This is a genomic window from Jannaschia sp. W003 (assembly GCF_025144335.1).
Classification (GTDB): domain Bacteria; phylum Pseudomonadota; class Alphaproteobacteria; order Rhodobacterales; family Rhodobacteraceae; genus Jannaschia.
In genome coordinates, this window is sequence record NZ_CP083539.1 from 1,940,299 (window position 1) to 1,958,836 (window position 18,538).

19 protein-coding genes are annotated in these 18,538 nt (G+C 72.1%); 6 read left to right on the forward strand and 13 right to left on the reverse strand.

Annotated elements, in window-relative coordinates:
- The first annotated feature begins 182 nt into the window (after positions 1–182).
- The 4 genes from K3554_RS09485 to K3554_RS09500 all read left to right on the forward strand — a co-directional run bounded on the left by K3554_RS09485 (position 183) and on the right by K3554_RS09500 (position 3,987).
- Positions 183–857 (forward strand): hypothetical protein, encoded by a 675-nt coding sequence (locus K3554_RS09485; protein WP_259939575.1) that lies wholly within the window; start codon positions 183–185, stop codon positions 855–857.
- A 32-nt stretch (positions 858–889) separates the two neighbouring features.
- Positions 890–2,200 carry a PQQ-binding-like beta-propeller repeat protein gene (locus K3554_RS09490; protein ID WP_259939576.1) on the forward strand — a complete coding sequence of 437 codons (1,311 nt, stop codon included), beginning with the start codon at positions 890–892 and terminating at the stop codon, positions 2,198–2,200.
- Between the two features lie 39 nt (positions 2,201–2,239).
- Positions 2,240–3,676: a ribosome biogenesis GTPase Der gene (der, locus tag K3554_RS09495; protein WP_259939578.1), complete on the forward strand. Its 1,437-nt coding sequence runs from the start codon at positions 2,240–2,242 to the stop codon at positions 3,674–3,676.
- A gap of 110 nt (positions 3,677–3,786) precedes the next feature.
- Positions 3,787–3,987, forward strand: coding sequence for a Flp family type IVb pilin (locus K3554_RS09500; RefSeq protein ID WP_259939581.1), 201 nt, complete (start codon positions 3,787–3,789; stop codon positions 3,985–3,987).
- A gap of 43 nt (positions 3,988–4,030) precedes the next feature.
- Here K3554_RS09500 and grxD read toward each other — a convergent pair whose 3' ends face one another.
- The 6 genes from grxD to hemA all read right to left on the reverse strand — a co-directional run bounded on the left by grxD (position 4,031) and on the right by hemA (position 8,894).
- On the reverse strand, positions 4,031–4,396 hold the full coding sequence (gene grxD / locus K3554_RS09505; RefSeq protein WP_259939583.1) for a Grx4 family monothiol glutaredoxin: 366 nt from the start codon (positions 4,394–4,396) through the stop codon (positions 4,031–4,033).
- On the reverse strand, positions 4,393–4,635 hold the full coding sequence (locus K3554_RS09510) for a hypothetical protein (protein WP_259939585.1): 243 nt from the start codon (positions 4,633–4,635) through the stop codon (positions 4,393–4,395). Before K3554_RS09510 ends, grxD begins: the two co-directional genes overlap by 4 nt.
- Positions 4,632–4,874: a BolA family transcriptional regulator gene (locus K3554_RS09515; RefSeq protein ID WP_259939587.1), complete on the reverse strand. Its 243-nt coding sequence runs from the start codon at positions 4,872–4,874 to the stop codon at positions 4,632–4,634. Before K3554_RS09515 ends, K3554_RS09510 begins: the two co-directional genes overlap by 4 nt.
- A gap of 61 nt (positions 4,875–4,935) precedes the next feature.
- Positions 4,936–6,072 carry a flavodoxin-dependent (E)-4-hydroxy-3-methylbut-2-enyl-diphosphate synthase gene (gene ispG / locus K3554_RS09520; RefSeq protein WP_259939590.1) on the reverse strand — a complete coding sequence of 379 codons (1,137 nt, stop codon included), beginning with the start codon at positions 6,070–6,072 and terminating at the stop codon, positions 4,936–4,938.
- A gap of 119 nt (positions 6,073–6,191) precedes the next feature.
- Positions 6,192–7,514: a helix-turn-helix domain-containing protein gene (locus K3554_RS09525; protein WP_259939593.1), complete on the reverse strand. Its 1,323-nt coding sequence runs from the start codon at positions 7,512–7,514 to the stop codon at positions 6,192–6,194.
- Positions 7,515–7,667: 153 nt separating this feature from the next.
- Positions 7,668–8,894, reverse strand: a complete 1,227-nt coding sequence (hemA, locus tag K3554_RS09530) for a 5-aminolevulinate synthase (RefSeq protein WP_259939595.1) — start codon at positions 8,892–8,894, stop codon at positions 7,668–7,670.
- 152 nt (positions 8,895–9,046) lie between these two features.
- On the opposite strand from hemA, the gene K3554_RS09535 reads away from it, so the two are divergent.
- Positions 9,047–10,429, forward strand: a complete 1,383-nt coding sequence (locus tag K3554_RS09535; protein WP_259939598.1) for a M20/M25/M40 family metallo-hydrolase — start codon at positions 9,047–9,049, stop codon at positions 10,427–10,429.
- A 132-nt stretch (positions 10,430–10,561) separates the two neighbouring features.
- Here the strand turns inward: K3554_RS09535 and K3554_RS09540 are convergent, their stop codons facing one another.
- From K3554_RS09540 to mazG, 3 genes are all read right to left on the reverse strand, one after another.
- Positions 10,562–11,497, reverse strand: coding sequence for a nucleoside hydrolase (locus tag K3554_RS09540; protein WP_259939601.1), 936 nt, complete (start codon positions 11,495–11,497; stop codon positions 10,562–10,564).
- Positions 11,498–11,596: 99 nt separating this feature from the next.
- Positions 11,597–12,616 (reverse strand): extracellular solute-binding protein, encoded by a 1,020-nt coding sequence (locus K3554_RS09545; RefSeq protein WP_259939604.1) that lies wholly within the window; start codon positions 12,614–12,616, stop codon positions 11,597–11,599.
- Positions 12,617–12,684: 68 nt separating this feature from the next.
- Positions 12,685–13,473: a nucleoside triphosphate pyrophosphohydrolase gene (gene mazG, locus K3554_RS09550; RefSeq protein WP_259939607.1), complete on the reverse strand. Its 789-nt coding sequence runs from the start codon at positions 13,471–13,473 to the stop codon at positions 12,685–12,687.
- A 53-nt stretch (positions 13,474–13,526) separates the two neighbouring features.
- On the opposite strand from mazG, the gene K3554_RS09555 reads away from it, so the two are divergent.
- A complete protein-coding gene (locus K3554_RS09555) occupies positions 13,527–14,690 on the forward strand; it encodes an amidohydrolase (protein WP_259939608.1) in 1,164 nt (387 codons plus the stop codon).
- A 155-nt stretch (positions 14,691–14,845) separates the two neighbouring features.
- On the opposite strand, the gene gluQRS is transcribed toward K3554_RS09555, so the two are convergent.
- From gluQRS to K3554_RS09575, 4 genes are read right to left on the reverse strand one after another with little or no spacing between them, the layout of a single operon-like run.
- Positions 14,846–15,688 carry a tRNA glutamyl-Q(34) synthetase GluQRS gene (gene gluQRS / locus K3554_RS09560; protein ID WP_259939610.1) on the reverse strand — a complete coding sequence of 281 codons (843 nt, stop codon included), beginning with the start codon at positions 15,686–15,688 and terminating at the stop codon, positions 14,846–14,848.
- Positions 15,685–16,293, reverse strand: coding sequence for a class I SAM-dependent methyltransferase (locus K3554_RS09565; protein ID WP_259939613.1), 609 nt, complete (start codon positions 16,291–16,293; stop codon positions 15,685–15,687). The genes gluQRS and K3554_RS09565 overlap by 4 nt, the downstream gene beginning before the upstream one ends.
- Positions 16,290–17,639, reverse strand: a complete 1,350-nt coding sequence (gene trmFO, locus K3554_RS09570; RefSeq protein ID WP_259939616.1) for a methylenetetrahydrofolate--tRNA-(uracil(54)-C(5))-methyltransferase (FADH(2)-oxidizing) TrmFO — start codon at positions 17,637–17,639, stop codon at positions 16,290–16,292. Before trmFO ends, K3554_RS09565 begins: the two co-directional genes overlap by 4 nt.
- A gap of 40 nt (positions 17,640–17,679) precedes the next feature.
- A complete protein-coding gene (locus K3554_RS09575; RefSeq protein ID WP_259939618.1) occupies positions 17,680–18,501 on the reverse strand; it encodes a LysR family transcriptional regulator in 822 nt (273 codons plus the stop codon).
- Positions 18,502–18,538 lie beyond the last annotated feature (37 nt).

Genomic DNA, 18,538 nt, shown 5'->3' on the forward strand with positions numbered 1-18,538 from the left:
GGTTCAGAATTATGATTTGGCGCCGGGGGCGACAACCCCTGCGTGTCACCATGCGGCCCCCGCCGCGGCGCGGCGCGCGGATCGGTCGCACGGTGCCCGTTTGCGCGGCATCAAACGCGCCGGGGGGCTTTCGCCCCGGCCCCGGGGGCGATACCCGTGGCGCGCACAACGAGGGGCGAGAGATGTCCGACACCGACAGCTTCATCGACGAGGTCAGCGAGGAGGTCCGCCGCGACCGCCTCTATGCGCTCATGCGGCGCTGGGGCTGGGTGGCGATCCTCGCGGTGATCCTGCTCGTGGGGGGGGCGGCCTGGACCGAGTGGCAGCGCAGCCGCGCCGAGGCGTCCGCCCAGCGGTTCGGCGACGGGGTGATCGCCGCGGTCGGCGCGGACACGGCCGAGGCGCGCGCTGCCGCGCTCGCCGCCCTTGATGCGGACGGCGAGGGCCAGGCGTTCCTGCGCGCGATGCTCCTCGCCGCCGCCGAGGCCGCGCCCGACGCCGAGGGCGGCGGGGCGGACGCCGCCGAGGCCGCGCCACGCCTGCTCGAGCTGGCCGAGACCCCGGGCCTCGCGCCGCGCCACCGGCACCTCGCCCTCCTCAAGGCGATCCTCGCGGGCGGCACCAGCGACGTGATCCGCGACGGCGAGATCCTCGCCGAGCTGGCCACCCCCGGCGCGCCGTACCGCCCTATCGCGGTGGAGATGCAGGCCCTCCGCGCGCTGGAGGCCGGCGACGAGGGCACGGCGGTGACGCTCTTGCGCCTGCTGGCCGAGGACGCCGAGGCCTCCGCCGCCTTGCGCGCCCGGGCGCAGCAGTTGATGGTCGCGCTGGGCGCCCAGCCCACCGAGCCGGCCTGACGGGGGCGCGAGCGATGCCATCACCGACGTCCATGCGCGCAGGCGCCGCCGCCGCGCTGATCCTCGCTGCCGGCGCCTGCGCCGAACGCGAGCCGATCCTGCCGGGCGCGCGCGAGGCGGTCGTTCCCGAAGCCGGGCTCGCGGTGCTGGCCGTTGCCGCGTCCGACACCGAGGGCGCGGCGCCGCTGGCGCTGCCTGCGCCCCAGCGCCTCGCCGCCTGGCCCCTGCGGGTGTTCGACGCCCGCAACGACCCGCCCCACGCCTCGCTCGCTGCCGCGCCCGCCCTGCGCTGGAGCGCCGCCGTGGGCGAGGGCGATAGCCGCCGGCAGATCATCACCGCCGACCCCGTGAGCGACGGCGGGCGCCTCTTCGCGATGGATGCCCGCGCCCGCGTCACCGCCGTCTCCACGGGCGGCGCCGCGATCTGGAGCCGCGACCTCGTGCCCGGCTGGGACCGGGCCTCGGACGCCTCGGGTGGGGGCCTCGCGGTGGTGGGCGGGACGCTCTACGCCTCGACCGGCTTCGGCGAGCTTCACGCGCTGGACGCCGCCACGGGGCGCACTCGCTGGGTGCAGCGCCTCGACGCGCCGATCACCACGCCCAAGCCAGTGGGCGGCACGGTGTTCGTGACCAGCCGCGACAGCCGCGCCTGGGCCATCGACGCCGGCGACGGGCGCGTGCGCTGGGAGACCCAGGGCATCCCCGCGGGCTCGGTCACCACGGCGGCCCCGGCGCCGGCGCTCGACGGTCGCCTCGCGGTGTTCCCCTTCGGGTCGGGACAGCTCGTGGCCGCGCTGCAGGATTCGGGCCTGCGCCTGTGGGATTCGGCGGTGATCGGGCAGCGCAGCGGCGTGGCCTACGGCGACATCGGCGACATCACCGGCGACCCCGTGATCCGCGGCGGCCGCGTCTTCGCGGGCACCACTGCGGGGCGCACCGTGGCGCTGGACCTCGGCACGGGCGAGCGGCTGTGGACCGCGCTCGAGGGCGCGGTCAGCCCGCTCGCCGCCGTGGGTGGTGCGCTGTTCCAGGTCACCGACAGGGGCCAGCTGATCCGCCTCGACGCCGCCACGGGCGACGTGACTTGGCGGGCCGACCTGCCGTTCTACAAGGACGCGCGCGCGGCCAAGCGCGAGGGCATCTTCGCCCACTACGGCCCGGTGTTGGCCGGCGGGCGCCTCTGGGTCGCGTCTTCGGACGGGGCGCTGCGGGGCTTCGACCCGGTGTCGGGCGCGCTGCGCACGGCGTTGCCGGTGCCCGGCGGCGCGGCGTCGCGGCCCATCGCCTTCGGCGACGCGCTCTACGTCGTGGGACGCGAGGGACAGCTTCACGCCTTCCGCTAAGTGCGCTAGGGGGCGCCTCTGATCTCGGAGGCCGCCCCCATGTTCACGCTCGCCATCGTCGGCCGCCCCAACGTCGGCAAGTCCACGCTGTTCAACCGCCTCGTCGGCAAGCGGCTCGCCCTGGTCGACGACCAGCCCGGCGTGACCCGCGACCTGCGCGAGGCGCCCGCGCGCCTCGGCGACCTGCGCTTCACGGTGGTCGACACCGCTGGCCTCGAGGACGCGACCGACGACAGCCTCCAGGGCCGGATGCGTCGCCTGACCGAGCGGGCGGTGGACACCACCGACGCCGCCCTGTTCCTCGTAGACGCCCGCGCGGGCCTCACCCCGGTGGACCGCGACTTCGCCGAGCTCCTCCACCGTCGCGGCCGCACCGTTCTGCTGGCCGCCAACAAGGCCGAAGGGCAGGCAGGCGAGTCCGGGCTGATCGAGGCGTGGGAGCTGGGCCTCGGCGAGCCGCTGCGCCTCTCGGCAGAGCATGGCGAGGGCATGGCCGAGCTCGCCGCCGCCCTCCGCCCCCTCATCGACGGCCACGTGGACGACGAGGCCGAGGCGGGGGTGGAGATCGTCGAAGGCGAGGACGTCGAGGACTGGCGCCCGACCCGCAAGCGCCCCCTCCAGGTCGCCGTGGTGGGCCGGCCCAACGCTGGCAAGTCCACGCTCATCAACCGCATCGTCGGCGAGGACCGCCTGCTGACCGGCCCCGAGGCCGGCATCACCCGCGATTCCATCGCGCTGAACTTCGACTGGGACGGCGTGCCGATGCGCCTGTTCGACACGGCCGGCATGCGGCGCAAGGCGAAGGTGCAGGAGAAGCTGGAGAAGCTCTCGGTTTCGGACGGCCTGCGCGCGGTGAAGTTCGCTGAGGTGGTGGTCGTGCTGCTGGACGCGGCCATTCCCTTCGAGAGCCAGGACCTGCGCATCGCCGACCTCGCCTCGCGCGAGGGGCGCGCGGTGGTGGTGGCCGTCAACAAGTGGGACCTGGAGGAGGACCGGCAGGAGAAGCTGGCCGGCCTGAAGGAGGCGTTCGAGCGCCTCCTGCCTCAGCTTCGCGGCGCGCCGCTGGTCACGGTCTCGGCCAAGACGGGGCGGGGGCTGGACCGGCTGCAGCGCGCGGTGGTCAAGGCGCACGAAGTCTGGAACCGGCGCGTGCCCACGGCCGCGCTGAACCGCTGGCTCGGCGACGTGGTGTCCGCGCACCCGCCGCCGGCGCCGGGGGGGCGCCGCATCAAGCTGCGCTACATGACCCAGGCCAAGACCCGGCCGCCGGGCTTCGTGGCGATGTGCTCGCATCCCGACGCGGTGCCCGAGGCCTACAAGCGCTACCTTGTGAACGGCCTGCGCGAGGACTTCGACATGCCCGGCACGCCGATCCGCCTCTACCTGCGCGGGCAGGGCGACGCGAACCCGTGGAAGAACCGCAAGAAGGCGCCGCCGTCGAAGCTGCGAAAGCACTTGGAGGGGCGGCGGGACTGAACCAATCGCGGCGAATGCGGGCGGAAGGTCATCGTCCCGCCCCAAGCCGCGCCCGCCGCGGACGCGCGCGGCAGCGAATCCCGAGGGGTCACCAAGCAGGAGCGACCTTGATGGAATGGAGCACCGAAGGCTGCCTCGCGCGGTTCGTGCGAGACGAGGCAGGCGCCGTCACGGTGGACTGGGTGGTGCTGACCGCCGCGCTGGTCGGCCTCGGCCTCGCCGTGATGGGCGTCGTCTCGAGCGGCGTCGAGGCCGCGGCGACGCGGATCACCACCCACCTGAGCACCGATCACACCACGCCCCCGTTCTAGGGCGCGGCAAGGCGGGCGGGGCCGGTGCCCCGCCCGCCCGCGATCACGCGTTGGCTTCGCGGATCTTGTCGGCGGCGTCCTTGTCGAAGGCGACGCCCTTGGCTTCGAGCATGGCGTCCAGCTCGCCCGACAGCGTCATCTCGGTGATGATGTCGCAGCCGCCCACGAACTCGCCCTTCACGTAGAGCTGGGGGATCGTGGGCCAGTCCGAGTAGTCCTTGATGCCCTGGCGGATCGCGTCGTCCGCCAGCACGTTCACGTCCGCGTAGTCCACGCCCATGTAGTTGAGCACCCCGGCCACCTTGGCCGAGAAGCCGCACTGGGGCATCGCCTTGGTGCCCTTCATGAACAGCACAACGTCGCTGCCCTTCACGGTCTGTTCGATGCGCTGGTTCGCGTCGTCGCTCATGTCCGGTCCTTTCTGGGCACGAAGGCCCTCGCGTATTCCTGCGGGTCCCGCGGGACGCGCGTGGTCTGGTCGGAGCCGCCGCCGACGCCCGAGAAGTACTCGCTGCGCAGCTCGGTGTAGCCCGCGCCGGGATCGACGCCGCGGGGGCGCTCGCCGTCCTCGGCGCGCATGATCCACCAGGCCCGCACGACGAGCACCAGGAGGATCGCCCCCCCGAGCATGGCGGCGAGCCAGCTCACGCCGGCGCCCGGGTCGTCAGGGCAAGGGCGTGCAGCTCGCCTGCGGGGCCGTCCATCTTGCCCTTCAGGGCCGCGTAGACGGCACGCTGCTGCGCCACGCGGGACTGGCCGCGGAAGCTCTCGTCGACCACCTCGGCGGCGTAGTGGTTGCCGTCCCCGGCGAGGTCCGTGATCGTCACCTTTGCCTCGGGAAAGGCCGCGCGGATCAGGTCCTCGATCTCGTGGGCCTTCATGGCCATGTCGCGTCTCCTCGTGAGTGTGACGCAGAGGTATGTGCGCCCGGCGGCGGGGGCAAGCGGGTCACTCGGCGGCGGTGGCGGCCTCGCGCGCGCGCTCTGCCTCGATGGCCTCGGCACGGCGCTCCACCTGCTCGACGATGTGATCGACCATCGCGTCGTTGCCGAGTTTGTGGCTCTGCTTGCCGGCCAGATACACCATGCCCGCGCCGTTGCCGCCGCCGGTGAAGCCCACGTCGGTCATCAGCGCCTCTCCGGGGCCGTTCACCACGCAGCCGATGATCGACAGCGACATCGGCGTCTTGATGTGCTCCAGCCGCCGCTCCAGCGTCTCCACGGTCTTGATCACGTCGAAGCCCTGACGCGCGCAGGAGGGGCAGGAGATGATGTTCACGCCCCGGTGGCGCAGGCCCAGCGACTTGAGGATCTCGAAGCCGACCTTCACCTCCTCGACCGGATCGGCCGACAGCGAGACGCGGATCGTGTCTCCGATCCCCATCCACAGGAGGTTGCCGAGTCCGATCGCGGACTTGATGGTGCCCGAGGTCAGGCCGCCCGCCTCGGTGATGCCGAGGTGGATCGGGGCATCCGTGGCCTCGGCCAGCCCCTGATAGGCTGCGGCGGCCATGAATACGTCGGACGCCTTGCAGGAGATCTTGTACTCCCGGAAGTCGTTGTCCTCGAGGATGCGGATGTGGTCGAGCCCGCTCTCGATCATCGCATCGGGGCAGGGCTCGCCGTACTTCTCCAGGAGGTGACGCTCCAGGGAGCCGGCGTTCACGCCGATGCGGATCGAGCAGCCGTGGTCGCGCGCAGCCTGTATAACCTCGCGCACGCGGTCCGCGCTGCCGATGTTGCCGGGGTTGATCCGCAGGCAGGCCGCGCCCGCCTCGGCGGCCTCGATGCCGCGGCGGTAGTGGAAGTGGATGTCGGCCACGATGGGCACGGGGCTTTCCGCCACGATCTCGCGCAGCGCCTTCGAGGACGCCTCGTCGGGCACCGACACCCGCACGATGTCGGCGCCGGCCTCGGCGCAGCGCTGCACCTGCCCCACGGTCGCCTTCACGTCCGTGGTGAGCGTGTTCGTCATGGTCTGCACGGAGATGGGCGCGTCGCCGCCCACGGGCACGCCGCCCACCATGATCCGGCGGGACGGGCGGCGGTCGATCTGCCGCCAGGGGCGGATGGCATGGAGCGACATGGGGCGGGCCTCCTCGGGGGGCTAGCTAGGGGCGGCGAGGGGACGGCGCAACCGGGGTCCGGACGTGCGAAGCCCCGGCACGGGGGCCGGGGCGTTCTGGATCGTGCGCCGTGGCGGCGCTATTCGGCGGGCGCGGCTCCGGGCAGGGGCGCAGGCTCCTGCAGCTCTGCCACCACGCGGGCGAGGTCGGCGTCGCCGGTGAGGTCCGCGACCTCGTAGCTGCCCGTGACCTGCGCGGAGGCGAGCGCCACGCCCGACACGACCTGCGGGCCGGGGGCCACGGGGCCGTAGGTCTGTCCCGCGACCGACATGTAGACCGCGCCGGAGTTGCCGGTGCGCAAGGTCGGCGCCGTCTCGGCGACGGGCACCTCCCACGTCTCGCCGGGCTTCATGACCTTCTCGAACAGGGTCGAGCCGTCGGCTGAGCGCACGCGCACCCATGTGTCGCGCACGGCAACCAGCACCACGGCGTCGGGCTCCTCGGCCAGCACGCGGGGCGTGTCCGGCGTCGCCTCGACCTCGGCGACCGCTTCCAGCAGGGCGGCGTCCACGGCCATGGCGATCTCGGTGCCGCTGGCCCCGGTCTCGCGCGGATCGCCAGCAGCTGCGCCCGCATCGGGGCCGGCAAGGCCGGAGGGCGTGGCCGAGGCCAGCGCGCCCACGGTGCCGGGGCGAATCGTGGAGATCGGCGCGTCGCGCGCCGTCAGGATCGGAGCCTCCAGCGCCTGCGGCCGGTAAAGCTGCGTCAGCGCCTCGGCGCGGCTCGCCAGCGCCGCGGTCTCGCCCTCGTCGGCCGCGGGCTGGGCCGCGATCGGGTCGAGCTCGGCGACCACGATCGGCTCCTGCTCCACGGGCGCGACCTGCACGCGCTGGATCTCCTGCATCACGGTCCAGCCGCCGTAGCCGATGCCGCCCACGAGCAGCAGCAGCACCGCGAGGCTGCCCAGCGCGCCGGGCTCGAAGCCGGCGAACACGGGCGTGGCGCGGCGCGCGAAGGGGTTGCCGGTGCCGGCGAGCGGGTCCACCGCGGCGACGTTGCGCTGCTGCAGCGCCATGCCGGGGCCGGGCGCGACCAGCGCCGAGGTCAGGGCCGTGCGGCGCGAGACCTCGGATTCCATGGGCTTGAGGGCCTTGATGCCGCCGAAGCCCGACTCCTCGCAGAACCGCGCGAACACGATCTCGGGGTCCATCTCGAGGTAGCGCGCGTAGGAGCGCACGTAGCCCGCCACGAAGCTGAGGCTGTCGAAGGCCGAGAGGTCGGCGTTCTCGATGGCAGCGATGTAGGACGCCTTGATGCGCAGCTCGCGCTGCACGTCCATCAGGCTCTTGCCCTGGGTCGCGCGTTCGCCGCGCATCTCGTCGCCGAGCCTGAGGTCGAAGCTGTCGTACCCGCTGTCGGGTTGCTCGACTCTTGAAAGAGCCTTGTTCTTCCGGCCGAACATGGACCGCTGCCCCGCTTGATAGTTGGGTTACGCCTCTCCCGGACGATTCCCCGTGTCCCGTATGAGAACGCATCCTCCCCAGGCGCGTTCCCCCTGCCTATGCGCTAAACTAGCATCCAATCCCTCGCAATGCACGGCATTATCGGGATGCGGTCAGGCGGATGCTCGCTGACGCGAAAGCGCGCACCGCGACCACAGATCGTCCATCGCGCGCACGAGGCCATCGACCATTCCGGGCGTGTGGACCGGCGAGGGCGTGAACCGCAGGCGCTCCGTGCCGCGCGGCACGGTGGGGAAGTTGATGGGCTGCACGTAGACGCCGTGATCGCTCAGCAGGCGGTCCGAGATCATCTTGCACTTCACCGGATCGCCCACGTGGACGGGCACGATGTGGCTGCCGTGGTCGATGATCGGCAGGCCGAGGCCGCGAAGGCGCAGCTTCAGCACGGCGGCCCGTTCCTGGTGGAGGTCGCGCAAGCCCTGGTCGCGCTTGAGGTGGGCCACCGAGGCGGCGGCGCCGGCGGCTACGGCGGGCGGCAGCGAGGTGGTGAAGATGAAGCCCGGCGCGTAGGAGCGGATCGCGTCGCACATCTTGGCGGAGGCGGCGATGTAGCCGCCCATCACGCCGTAGGCCTTGGCGAGCGTGCCGTTCACGATGTCGATGCGGTGGGCGAGCCGATCGCGCTCCGTGATGCCGCCGCCGCGGGGGCCGTAGAGGCCGACGGCGTGGACCTCGTCGATGTAGGTCAGCGCGCCGAACTCCTCGGCCGCAACGCAGATCGAGGCGATGGGGGCGAAGTCCCCGTCCATGGAATAGAGCGACTCGAAGGCCACAAGCTTGGGCGCCGCGGGGTCGTCGGCCGCCATCAGCTCGCGCAGGTGGGCCACGTCGTTGTGGCGGAAGATGCGCTTGGCGCCGCCGTTGCGCCGCACGCCCTCGATCATGGAGGCGTGGTTCAGGGCGTCGGAGTAGATGATGAGGCCGGGAAACAGCTTGGGCAGCGTCGACAGCGTCGCGTCGTTGGCGATGTAGGCGGAGGTGAACAGCAGCGCCGCCTCCTTGCGATGCAGGTCCGCCAGCTCCGCCTCGAGCCGCTTGTGGTAGACGGTGGTGCCCGAGATGTTGCGCGTGCCGCCCGAGCCCGCGCCCGCGGCGTCCACCGCCTCGTGCATCGCGCCCAGCACGGCCGGATGCTGGCCCATGCCGAGGTAGTCGTTGCCGCACCACACGGTGATCTCGGTCTCGGTGCCGTCCGGACGGGTCCAGACCGCGCGGGGGAACTGGCCGCGGCGCCGCTCGATGTCGATGAAGGTCCGGTACCGGCCTTCACGGTGCAGAGCGTCCAGGGCCCGGTCGAGCGCGCCGTCGTGATCCGTCATCCGTCCGCCTTCCGCTGCCATCGGTGCCCCCTTCATCTAGAGGCTCCGCGCGAATTAGAACAGATGCAGATTGTCGCGCGCCGCGGCCTCCGCGGCACCCTTGCCGCCGCCCGGCAGGCGCGGCACCGTCGCCCCGACCCAAGGAGGCCGCCATGTCCGATCCCACGCCCGCCATCCTCGACCGCATCGACGCCGGACTGGGTGACGCGCAAGAGCGGCTGTTCGCGCTTCTCCGCATTCCCTCGATCTCCACCGATCCGGCCTACGCGGAGGCCTGCGACTCTGCCGCCGACTGGCTGGTGGCGGAGCTTGCCGGCCTGGGCTTCGACGCCTCGAAGCGCCCCACGCCGGGGCACCCGATGGTGGTGGCCCATGGCGGCGAGGGTGGGCCGCACGTGCTGTTCTACGGCCACTACGACGTGCAGCCCGTGGACCCGCTGGAGCTGTGGAACCGCGACCCCTTCGACCCCGCGATCGACGAGACCCCCGCCGGCCCCGTGATCCGGGCGCGGGGGGCCTCCGACGACAAGGGCCAGTTGATGACCTTCCTGGAGGCCTGCCGGGCGTGGAAGTCCGAGACCGGCGCGTTGCCCTGCCGGATCACGGTGCTGCTGGAGGGCGAGGAGGAATCGGGCTCGCCCTCGCTGGTCCCGTTCCTGGAAGCCAACGCGGAAGAGCTGCGCGCCGAGATCGCACTCATCTGCGACACCGGCATGTTCGGGGACCGGGTGCCGTCGATCGTCACCTCGCTGCGCGGACTGGTAGGCGAGGAGGTCGTCGTGCAGGGGCCAAGCCGCGACCTCCATTCGGGGCTGTTCGGCGGGCTGGCCATGAACCCGGCGCGGGCGCTCACGAAGGTGCTCGGCGCGCTGCACGACGACGAGGGCCGGGTGCAGGTGCCCGGCTTCTACGACGGCGTCGCGGACATCGACGCGGAGCGGCGGGACAGTTGGGAGCAGCTGGGCTTTTCGGCGGAGGGCTTTCTCGGCGGCGTCGGTCTGTCCACGCCCGCGGGCGAGCGGGGGCGCACGGGGCTGGAGCAGCTCTGGGCGCGGCCCACCGCCGAGATCAACGGCATCGTCTCGGGCTACACCGGCGCGGGCTTCAAGACCGTGCTGCCCTCGGAGGCGCGCGCGAAGGTGAGCTTCCGGTTGGTGGCGGGGCAGGATCCCGTGAAGGTGCGCGATGCGTTCCGAGACTGGGTGCGCGCGCAGATGCCGCCCGACTGCACGGTGCGCTTCGAGGGCCACGGGGCGGGCGCGGCCTCCGCGATGGACACGGGCCACCCCGCCTTCGTCGCGGCGCGCGAGGCGCTGACCGAGGAATGGGGCATCGAGGCGGCCTTCATCGGCGGCGGCGGCTCGATCCCCATCGCGGGGCACTTCCAGGATGTGCTGGGCATGCAGTCGCTGCTCGCCGGCTTCTCGAAGGAGACCGACAGGATCCACTCGCCGAACGAGAAGTACGACGTGGAGAGCTTCCACAAGGGCATCCGGTCCTGGGCGCGGACCCTCGGGCGGCTGCGGGAGGGGTAGGGCGGCGCAGTCTCCACCCGCGACGCCCCGGCCCCGAGCCGGGGCCTCCGACGACCGTCGGCGCTTCCATTGCGGGCCGAAGCGCGATTGTCGAGCCGAGGCCCCGGATCGAGTCCGGGCGTGTCGGGAGTCCTACAACCGCCCCAACCGTTCCGTCAGCAGCGCGAAGAACCCGTCCGCGTCCACGTCTCCGAGGAACAGCGTGTTGGGCGCGCGGTCGGTCACGCCCCACCAGTCGGCGACGGTCATGCCGCGGGTCAGCTCCGAGCCGGTCTCGATCTCGACGTTCACCTCGCGGCCCGAGAACAGGTCGGGCCGCAGCAGCCATGCGATGACGCAGGGGTCGTGCAGCGGCGCGCCCTCGGAGCCGTACTTTTCCATGTCGAACCGCTCGAAGAAGCCGGTCCAGCCCGCGACGGCATTGCCCACGGGGGTGCTGAGCGCGCGGAACGCGTCGTTGCGCGCACGGTTCGTCAGCGCCTTGTGGGTGCAGTCCAGCGGCACCACGGTGATCGGCACCCCCGAGCGGAACACGATCTCCGCCGCCTCGGGGTCGACGTAGATGTTGAACTCCGCGGCCGGGGTGATGTTTCCGACCTCGAAGTAGGCGCCGCCCATCAAGACGATGCGCGCGATGCGCTCCGCGATGTCGGGGGCCCGCTCCAGTGCGGCGGCGACGTTGGTAAGCGGCCCCAGCGGGCAGAGCGTCACCGTGCCCGGCGGCTCGCGGCGCAGGGCGTCCAAGATGAAGTCCACCGCATGGGCGTCCCCGAGAGGCATGGAAGGGTCCGGCAGGTCGGCGCCGTCGAGGCCGGTCTTGCCGTGCACGTGCTCGGCAGTGACGAGCGGGCGGCGCAGGGGCCGGTCGCAGCCGGCGAGGACGGGCACGTCGGTGCGCCCTGCCAGCTCGCACACCACGCGGGCGTTGCGCGCCGTCAGCGCCAGCGGCACGTTGCCGGCCACGGCGGTGATGCCCAGCACCTCCAGCTCGGGCGAGGCGAGGGCGAGCAGGATCGCGACCGCGTCGTCCTGCCCCGGGTCGGTGTCGATGATGATCTTCTGGGTCATGGGCCGAGATGGACGGCGCGCGCCCCGGAAAGTCCAGAGCGCGCGCCGCCGGGCCGCCCGTTCGCGGGGCGCGGAGGCTCCGCCAGCGCGGCCGTCTCCTTAAGAGGCGGGACCGGCGTCGTAGTCCACTTCCTCGACCAGCTTCAGCGCCTCGGCGCGGTGGGCCGCGATGTCCACGAGGTTGGTGGCGTCGGGCGTGAAGTCGCCCCAGCCGGCGACCAACTCCGACGGCGCCGCACCGGGCGCCACGGGATACTCGTTCACCACCTCGGCGTAGATCTCCTGAGCCTCGGGGGAGGTGAGGTACTCCATGAACTCGAGCGCCACGTCGCGGTTGGGCGCACCCTGCGTCATCGCCACGCCGGAGACGTTCACGTGGGTGCCGCCATCCTCGCCGAAGGTCGGGAACACCAGCCGCACGGAGTCGGCCCAGGGCTGCTGCTCGGGATCGCCGAGCATCGCGCCCATGTAGTAGGTATTGCCCAGCGAGATGTCGCACTCGCCGGCCCAGATCGATTTCACCTGCGCGCGGTCGTTGCCCTCGGGCGCCTTGGCGAGGTTCGCCTTCAGCCCCTCCAGCCAGGTGCGGGTCTCGTCCGGCCCATGATGCTCGATCATCGCCGAGATCAGGGCAATGTTGTAGTCGTGGGTGCCGGGGCGGGTGCAGATGCGGCCCCGCCACTTCGGGTCGGCGAGGTCCTCGTAGGTCGTCACCTCGCCGTCGGCCACGCGCTCCTTCGAGGCGTAGACGGCGCGGGCCCGGACGCTGACGCCGGCCCAGTGGCCCTCGGGGTCGCGCATGGCCTCGGGCACGTTGGCGGCGATGGCGTCGCTCTCGACGGCCTGCGTGACGCCCGCCTCCTTGGCCTCGGTCAGCCGCGCGATGTCCACGGTGAACACGAGGTCGGCGGGCGAGCGGCGGCCCTCGGCGACGAGGCGCTCGGTGATGCCCTGGTCGATGTAGACGATGTTCACGTCGTGGCCCGAGGCGGCCTCGAAGCCCTCCACCAGCGGGGCGATCAGCTCGGGCTGACGGTAGGAGTAGACGTTGACCTCGCCGGCGAGGGCGGGGGCCGCGACGGTGGCGGCGAGGGCGGCGAGAAGGGTGCGGGACGGCATGTGCGGCCTCCTTGGTTCGGATGGCCGCGGTATTTCCGACTCTTTTGGTATGGTCAATCCCGATAAGTTTAGTCGGAAACGCGTTCGCGGGTTTTCACCTCGCCCCACAGGGCGTCCATCTCCGCCAGGTCGCTCTCGGCCGGGGTGCGGCCTCGCGCGGCGAGTGCGTCCTCTATGCTGCGGAAACGCCGCTCAAACTTCGCGTTCGCCCGGCGCAGCGCGACCTCCGGGTCGACGCCGAGATGCCGCGCGAGGTTGGCGCAAGCGAAGAGGAGGTCGCCCACCTCCTCCTCGCGGTGCGCGAGGGTCTCGGCCTCGGCCACCTCGCGCGCCTCCTCGGCGATCTTGTCCACCACCTGCGCCGCCTCGGGCCAGTCGAAGCCCACGCGGGCGGCGCGCTTCTGCAGCTTCTCGGCGCGCATAAGCGCCGGCAGCCCCAGCGCCACGCCGTCGAGGGTGCGGCCCCGCCGCTCGCGCGCTTTGGCCGCCTCCCAGTCCGCGACCTGCTGCTCGGCGCTCTTGGCGTTGCTCTCCGTGCCGAACACGTGCGGATGACGGTCCCACATCTTCTGCGCCACCCTGTCCACCACCGCGTCGAAGCCGAACAGCCCCCGCTCCTCGGCCATCTGCGCGTGGTAGACGACCTGCAGCAGCAGGTCGCCCAGCTCGCCCTCCAGCTCGTCCCACGCCTCGCGCTCGATGGCGTCGGCGACCTCGTGGGCCTCCTCGATCGTGTAGGGCGCGATGGAGCGGAAATCCTGCTCGACGTCCCAGGGGCACCCCGTCTCGGGGTCGCGCAGCCGCGCCATGATCGCGCGGAGCCGTGCCAACCCCTTGCCGTCCCTCGCCTCGTCCATTGCGCCGCCCTCCGGTTTGCCGTCTTGTCGCCGCGCCAGCCCGGGAGGACAACATGGCCGTGATCAACTCCATCGCCGCGATGGAATCCGAGATGCGCGAGTGGCGCCGCTGGCTCCACCGCAACCCCGAGCTGCAGTTCGCGCTGCCCCGCACGGCGGCCTTCGTGGTCGAGAAGCTGCGGAGCTTCGGCGTCGACGAGGTGCACGAGGGCATCGCCGAGACCGGCATCGTGGCGATCATCGAGGGGCAGGGCGACGGCCCCACGATCGGGCTGCGCGCCGACATGGACGCGCTGCCGATTGAGGAGGCATCGGGCGTCGAGCACGCGAGCGAGACCCCCGGCAAGATGCACGCTTGCGGCCACGACGGGCACACGACGATGCTGCTGGGCGCCGCGAAGTACCTGGCCGAGACGCGCCGCTTCCGGGGCCGCGTCGCGCTGATCTTCCAGCCCGCCGAGGAGGGCGGCGGCGGGGGCGCCGTGATGGTGGACGAGGGCATCATGGACCGCTTCGGCATCAAGGAGGTCTACGGCATCCACAATGCGCCGAACTTTCCCGAAGGCACGTTCCGCACGACGCCGGGTCCGATCATGGCGGCGGTGGACTCCTGGCACGTGGACATCCGCGGCGTGGGCGGCCACGGCGCCATGCCCCACGAGACTCGCGACTCGATCCCCGCGGCCGTCGCCATCGCGGCGGCCATGCCCACCATCGTCAGCCGCAACAACTACGCGCTCGACGACCTCGTGGTGTCGGTGACGCAGATCCACACTGGAACGGCGGACAACATCATACCCGGCACGGCCTACCTCGGCGGCACGGTGCGGACGTTCGACGGCACCGTGCAGGACATGGTGGAGCGGCGGATGAAGGAGATTGTCGCCGGCACCGCAGCCGCCTACGGCGTCGAGGCCACGTTGCGCTACGAGCGCGGCTACCCGGCCACCGTGAACGACGCCGAGAAGGCCGCCTTCGCTGCCGAGGTGGCGGCGGACGTCGTGGGCGCCGATGCCGTGGAGGCCGAGAGCAACCGCGAGATGGGGGCCGAGGACTTCTCGTACATGCTCAACGTCCGTCCAGGCGCCTACCTGTTCCTCGGCGCCGGCGACGGCCCGGTGCTCCATCATCCGGAATACGACTACAACGACCGGATCTCGCCGGTCGGGGCGAGCTTCTTCGCGCGGCTGGTGGAGACGGCGCAGCCGCTGGGGTGAGGGGCGCAGTGTCGGAGCTCTGGCCCGCAGCGGTCGCGCTGCTCCGAGTCTAGGCGCCAATGGCCCCCGGAGGCCCCGGCTCGAGGCCGGGGCGCACCATGACTATGTGTGACACGCCCCGGACTTGATCCGGGGCCTCGGCGAGCCAATAGCATTCACTGCTTGGCGTGATCGCACTCCGGCGCCACCCGGCTTTCCCGCAACCGAGCCAACAGCCCCTCCGCCGTCCACCCCGCCGCCCGATAGCTCTCCAGGCTCTGCGCGTCGTCGCGCTTCGCCAACCGCCGGCCGGCCCCGTCGCGGACGAGGTCATGGTGCAGGTAGCGCGGCACCGGCAACCCCAGCAGCCCCTGCAGCGCCACGTGGATCGGGGTCGCCTCCGCCAGGTCCTCGCCCCGCGTGACGAGGTCGATCCCCTGCCACGCGTCGTCTACCACCACGGCGAGGTGGTAGCTCGTGCCGAAGTCGCGCCGCGCCACCACCACGTCGCCGATCCCGGCCCGGAACGCCGCGCCGTCCATCCGGCCCGGCCCGAGGCGCTCGTCGTGCCACGCGAGGTTGCCCACCGCACGCGCGTCCAGCCGCAGCGCCACGCCCTCCGGCCTCGAGCCCTCGCGCGACGCACCCCGGCACGTCCCGGGATAGACCACGCCGTCCGGGCCGAGCAGCGGCGCGCCCTCCTGCGGGGCCGAGGCGGCGGCGAGGATGTCGCGCCGGTTGCAGGTGCAGGGGAACAGCAGGCCCGCCGCCCACAGGCGGTCGAGTGCGGCGGCGTAGGCGTCCATCCGGTCCGACTGGCGGACCAAGGGTCCGTACCATCCGATCCCTAGCCAGGCGAGGTCATCGAGGATCGCTTGCTCCCACTCGGGCTTCGATCGCTGGCGGTCGATGTCCTCGATCCTGAGCTGCATCGCCCCGTGCTCCGCCGCCACCACGGCCGCCCAAGCGTGCCCGAGGTGCAGCGGCCCGGTGGGCGACGGCGCGAAGCGCGTCCTCACGCGCGGCGCAGCGCCAGCACCGTAGCGAAGCGGCCGAGATCGCGAAGCTGCGGACCCCATTCGGCCCGCTCCAGCACGGCGAGCCCGTCCACCTGCACGTCCGCCAGCGCGTGCATGTAGGCGCGACTGCGCAGCGCGTCCTGGTTGAACGTCGCCACCAGCACCGCGCCCGGCGACATGGTGCGCAGGAGGTCTGTCAGGACATGGGGCGGAGCCGCGCCGACCGAGATCGAGCCGCAGGCGTTCACCCCTTGTACGCCTTCGGGCACGGTGACGGGGGCGCCGGGTTCCGACAGCGTGAGCGAGGCGTAGCACCCCCGCTCGCGCGCCTTCTCGAGCATGCCGGCGCTCAGGTCGACGCCGTGGATCTTGCGGAAACCCTCAGCCCACAGCGCCGCGCCGCTCGCGCCCGTGCCGCAACCGAAGTCCAGCACGGGCGCCTTGGGGTCGACGAACCGAGCCATCATCTCGGCGCTGCGCGCCGGCCCCAGCATGCCACCCGCCGCCATGTCGGCGTCGTAGCGGTCGGCCCAGCCGTCGTAGAGCGCGCGCAGCTCGGCCTCGGAGCGGCCCTCGGACCAGAGGTTCTCGGGCAGGCCTGTCACGCCGCCGCCCGCATGCCCTCGAGCCACGCGGACCAGTCCGCCTTGGCCCGCTCGGTGTAGGCGAGGTAGCGGTCCTTGCGGCCCCGGCGCCCCCCCTTTGCCTCCACGGGCGGGAACAGTCCGAAGTTCACGTTCATCGGCTGGAACGTCTTGGCCTCGGCGCCGCCGGTGATGTGGTGCACGAGTGCGCCCATCGCCGTGGTCGCGGGCACCGGGGGCAGAGCGCCGCCGGCCATCTCGGCGGCGGCCATGCGGCCCGCGAGCAAGCCCATCGCGGCCGATTCCACGTAGCCCTCCACCCCGGTGATCTGCCCGGCGAAGCGGACGTTCGGCCGCGAGCGCAGGCGCATCTGCGCGTCGAGCAGCGTCGGCGAGTTGATGAAGGTGTTGCGGTGGATGCCGCCGAGCCGCGCGAACACCGCGTTCTCCAGCCCGGGAATCATCGAGAAAACAGCCTTCTGCGCGCCGTACTTCATCTTGGTCTGGAAGCCGACGATGTTCAGGAGCGTGCCCAGCGCGTTGTCGCGGCGCAGCTGAACCACGGCGTAGGCCTTGCGCTGCGGATCGTGGGGATTGGTCAGGCCCACGGGCTTCATGGGACCGAAGCGCAGGGTTTCGCGGCCCCGCTCGGCCATGACCTCGATCGGCAGGCAGCCGTCGAAGTAGCCCGCCGTCTCGCCCTCGTGGAACTCCGCCTTCTCGGCGACGAGCAGGGCGTCGATGAAGGCCTCGTAGCGCTCGCGATCCATGGGGCAGTTGACGTAAGCGGTGCGCTCTTCCTCGGTCTCGCCCTTGTCGTAGCGCGACTGTCGCCAGGCCACCGACATGTCCACGGAATCGGCGTGGACGATGGGTGCGATGGCATCGAAGAAGGCGAGCGAGTCCCGGCCGGTCTCGGCGGCGATGCTCTCGGCCAGGCGCGATCCGGTCAGCGGACCGGTGGCCACGATCCAGTGCCCCGCCTCGGGCAGGGCGGCGACCTCCTCGTCCACCACCTCGACCAGCGGGTGCGCGCGCAGGCGCTCGGTCACGGCCTCCGAGAAGCCGTCGCGGTCCACGGCCAGCGCGCCGCCCGCGGGCAGCTTGTGGCGGTCGGCCATCTCCATGATGAGGCCGCCCGCCTGCCGCATCTCCCAGTGGAGGAGGCCCACGGCGTTGCGCTCGTCGTCGTCGGAGCGCAGCGAATTGGAGCAGACCATTTCGGCGAGGTTGCCGGTGCGGTGCGCGAAGGTGCCGACACGGGGGCGCATCTCGTGGATCACGACGGGGCGGCCCATGCGGGCGGCCTGCCATGCGGCCTCGGCGCCGGCCATGCCGCCGCCCACGATGTGGAGTGTCTCTGTCATCCCCCGCAGATACGCGCCCGAGGGCGCCGGCGGAAGGGCTTCAGGTGCTGGTCCGGCAGAGCCAGTCCACCACCGCGCGCAGGGTCACGTCGCCGTGGCGCGTTTCGTGGTAGGTGATCCACAGCTCGTCGGGCAGGCCGTTGTCGGGCAGGTCGGCCTGCACCAGCCCGTCGCCCTCGACCACCATGAAGTCGGGCAGGAGGCCCGGCAGGCCCGTGGCGCGCACCGCCTCGTAGAGCATCGGCATCTCCTCGACGCGGTAGCGGGGCATCTGCTGCGCGGCGGGGTGGATGCGGGTGAGGTAGTCCGAATCGGGGTAGCGGTGGCTCAGGCCGATCCACTCGTTGCCCAGCGGCTTGTCCTCGGCGTGGAAGACCCGCAGCGCGTAGTCGCGGAACTTGCGCGCCTTGAGGCGCCCGCCCTCGGGGCGGCCGATGCGGATCTGGATGTCGGCCTCGCCCAGGCCTTGCGCGAACACCTTGTCGGTCAGCGTCAGCAGGACGTGGGGCAGGTGCTCGGACAGGGCGGTGAGGCGCGGCACGAGGTAGTGGGCGTGGACGGCGGGCGGGGCGGCCAGCTCCAGCGGCACGGGCGCCGAGAAGTCGCCGGCGTGGAGCGAGCTCAGCTCGGCGCGCAGCTTCTGGTCCACCTCCTCGGCCAGGGCCGAGAGGCGACGCGCCGCCTCGGTGGCCACGAAGTTCTGGCCGCGCTTCTCGAACAGGGGCGTGTCGAGCGACAGCGCCATGCGCTCCAGCCGCCGCGACACCGTGGCCACGTTGGTGTTGAGGTAGCGCGCCGCGGCGGACATCGTGCCGTGCCGCATCATCGCCAGCACGAATTTAAGGTCGTCCCAGTTTTCCATCAGTCGTCCTCGGCCGGGCGCGGTGCCCGCTGCCCGG

Excerpts from the sequence above, each read along its gene's own strand:
- trmFO (WP_259939616.1), bottom strand. The coding sequence starts at position 17,639 with ATGACAGAGACACTCCACATCGTGGGCGGCGGCATGGCCGGCGCCGAG.
- mazG (WP_259939607.1), bottom strand. The coding sequence starts at position 13,473 with ATGGACGAGGCGAGGGACGGCAAGGGGTTGGCACGGCTCCGCGCGATC.
- K3554_RS09515 (WP_259939587.1), bottom strand. The coding sequence starts at position 4,874 with ATGGCCATGAAGGCCCACGAGATCGAGGACCTGATCCGCGCGGCCTTT.
- K3554_RS09535 (WP_259939598.1), top strand. The coding sequence starts at position 9,047 with ATGTCCGATCCCACGCCCGCCATCCTCGACCGCATCGACGCCGGACTG.
- K3554_RS09555 (WP_259939608.1), top strand. The coding sequence starts at position 13,527 with ATGGCCGTGATCAACTCCATCGCCGCGATGGAATCCGAGATGCGCGAG.
- K3554_RS09525 (WP_259939593.1), bottom strand. The coding sequence starts at position 7,514 with ATGTTCGGCCGGAAGAACAAGGCTCTTTCAAGAGTCGAGCAACCCGAC.
- K3554_RS09575 (WP_259939618.1), bottom strand. The coding sequence starts at position 18,501 with ATGGAAAACTGGGACGACCTTAAATTCGTGCTGGCGATGATGCGGCAC.
- ispG (WP_259939590.1), bottom strand. The coding sequence starts at position 6,072 with ATGTCGCTCCATGCCATCCGCCCCTGGCGGCAGATCGACCGCCGCCCG.
- hemA (WP_259939595.1), bottom strand. The coding sequence starts at position 8,894 with ATGACGGATCACGACGGCGCGCTCGACCGGGCCCTGGACGCTCTGCAC.
- K3554_RS09545 (WP_259939604.1), bottom strand. The coding sequence starts at position 12,616 with ATGCCGTCCCGCACCCTTCTCGCCGCCCTCGCCGCCACCGTCGCGGCC.
- der (WP_259939578.1), top strand. The coding sequence starts at position 2,240 with ATGTTCACGCTCGCCATCGTCGGCCGCCCCAACGTCGGCAAGTCCACG.
- grxD (WP_259939583.1), bottom strand. The coding sequence starts at position 4,396 with ATGAGCGACGACGCGAACCAGCGCATCGAACAGACCGTGAAGGGCAGC.
- K3554_RS09540 (WP_259939601.1), bottom strand. The coding sequence starts at position 11,497 with ATGACCCAGAAGATCATCATCGACACCGACCCGGGGCAGGACGACGCG.
- K3554_RS09490 (WP_259939576.1), top strand. The coding sequence starts at position 890 with ATGCGCGCAGGCGCCGCCGCCGCGCTGATCCTCGCTGCCGGCGCCTGC.
- K3554_RS09500 (WP_259939581.1), top strand. The coding sequence starts at position 3,787 with ATGGAATGGAGCACCGAAGGCTGCCTCGCGCGGTTCGTGCGAGACGAG.
- K3554_RS09485 (WP_259939575.1), top strand. The coding sequence starts at position 183 with ATGTCCGACACCGACAGCTTCATCGACGAGGTCAGCGAGGAGGTCCGC.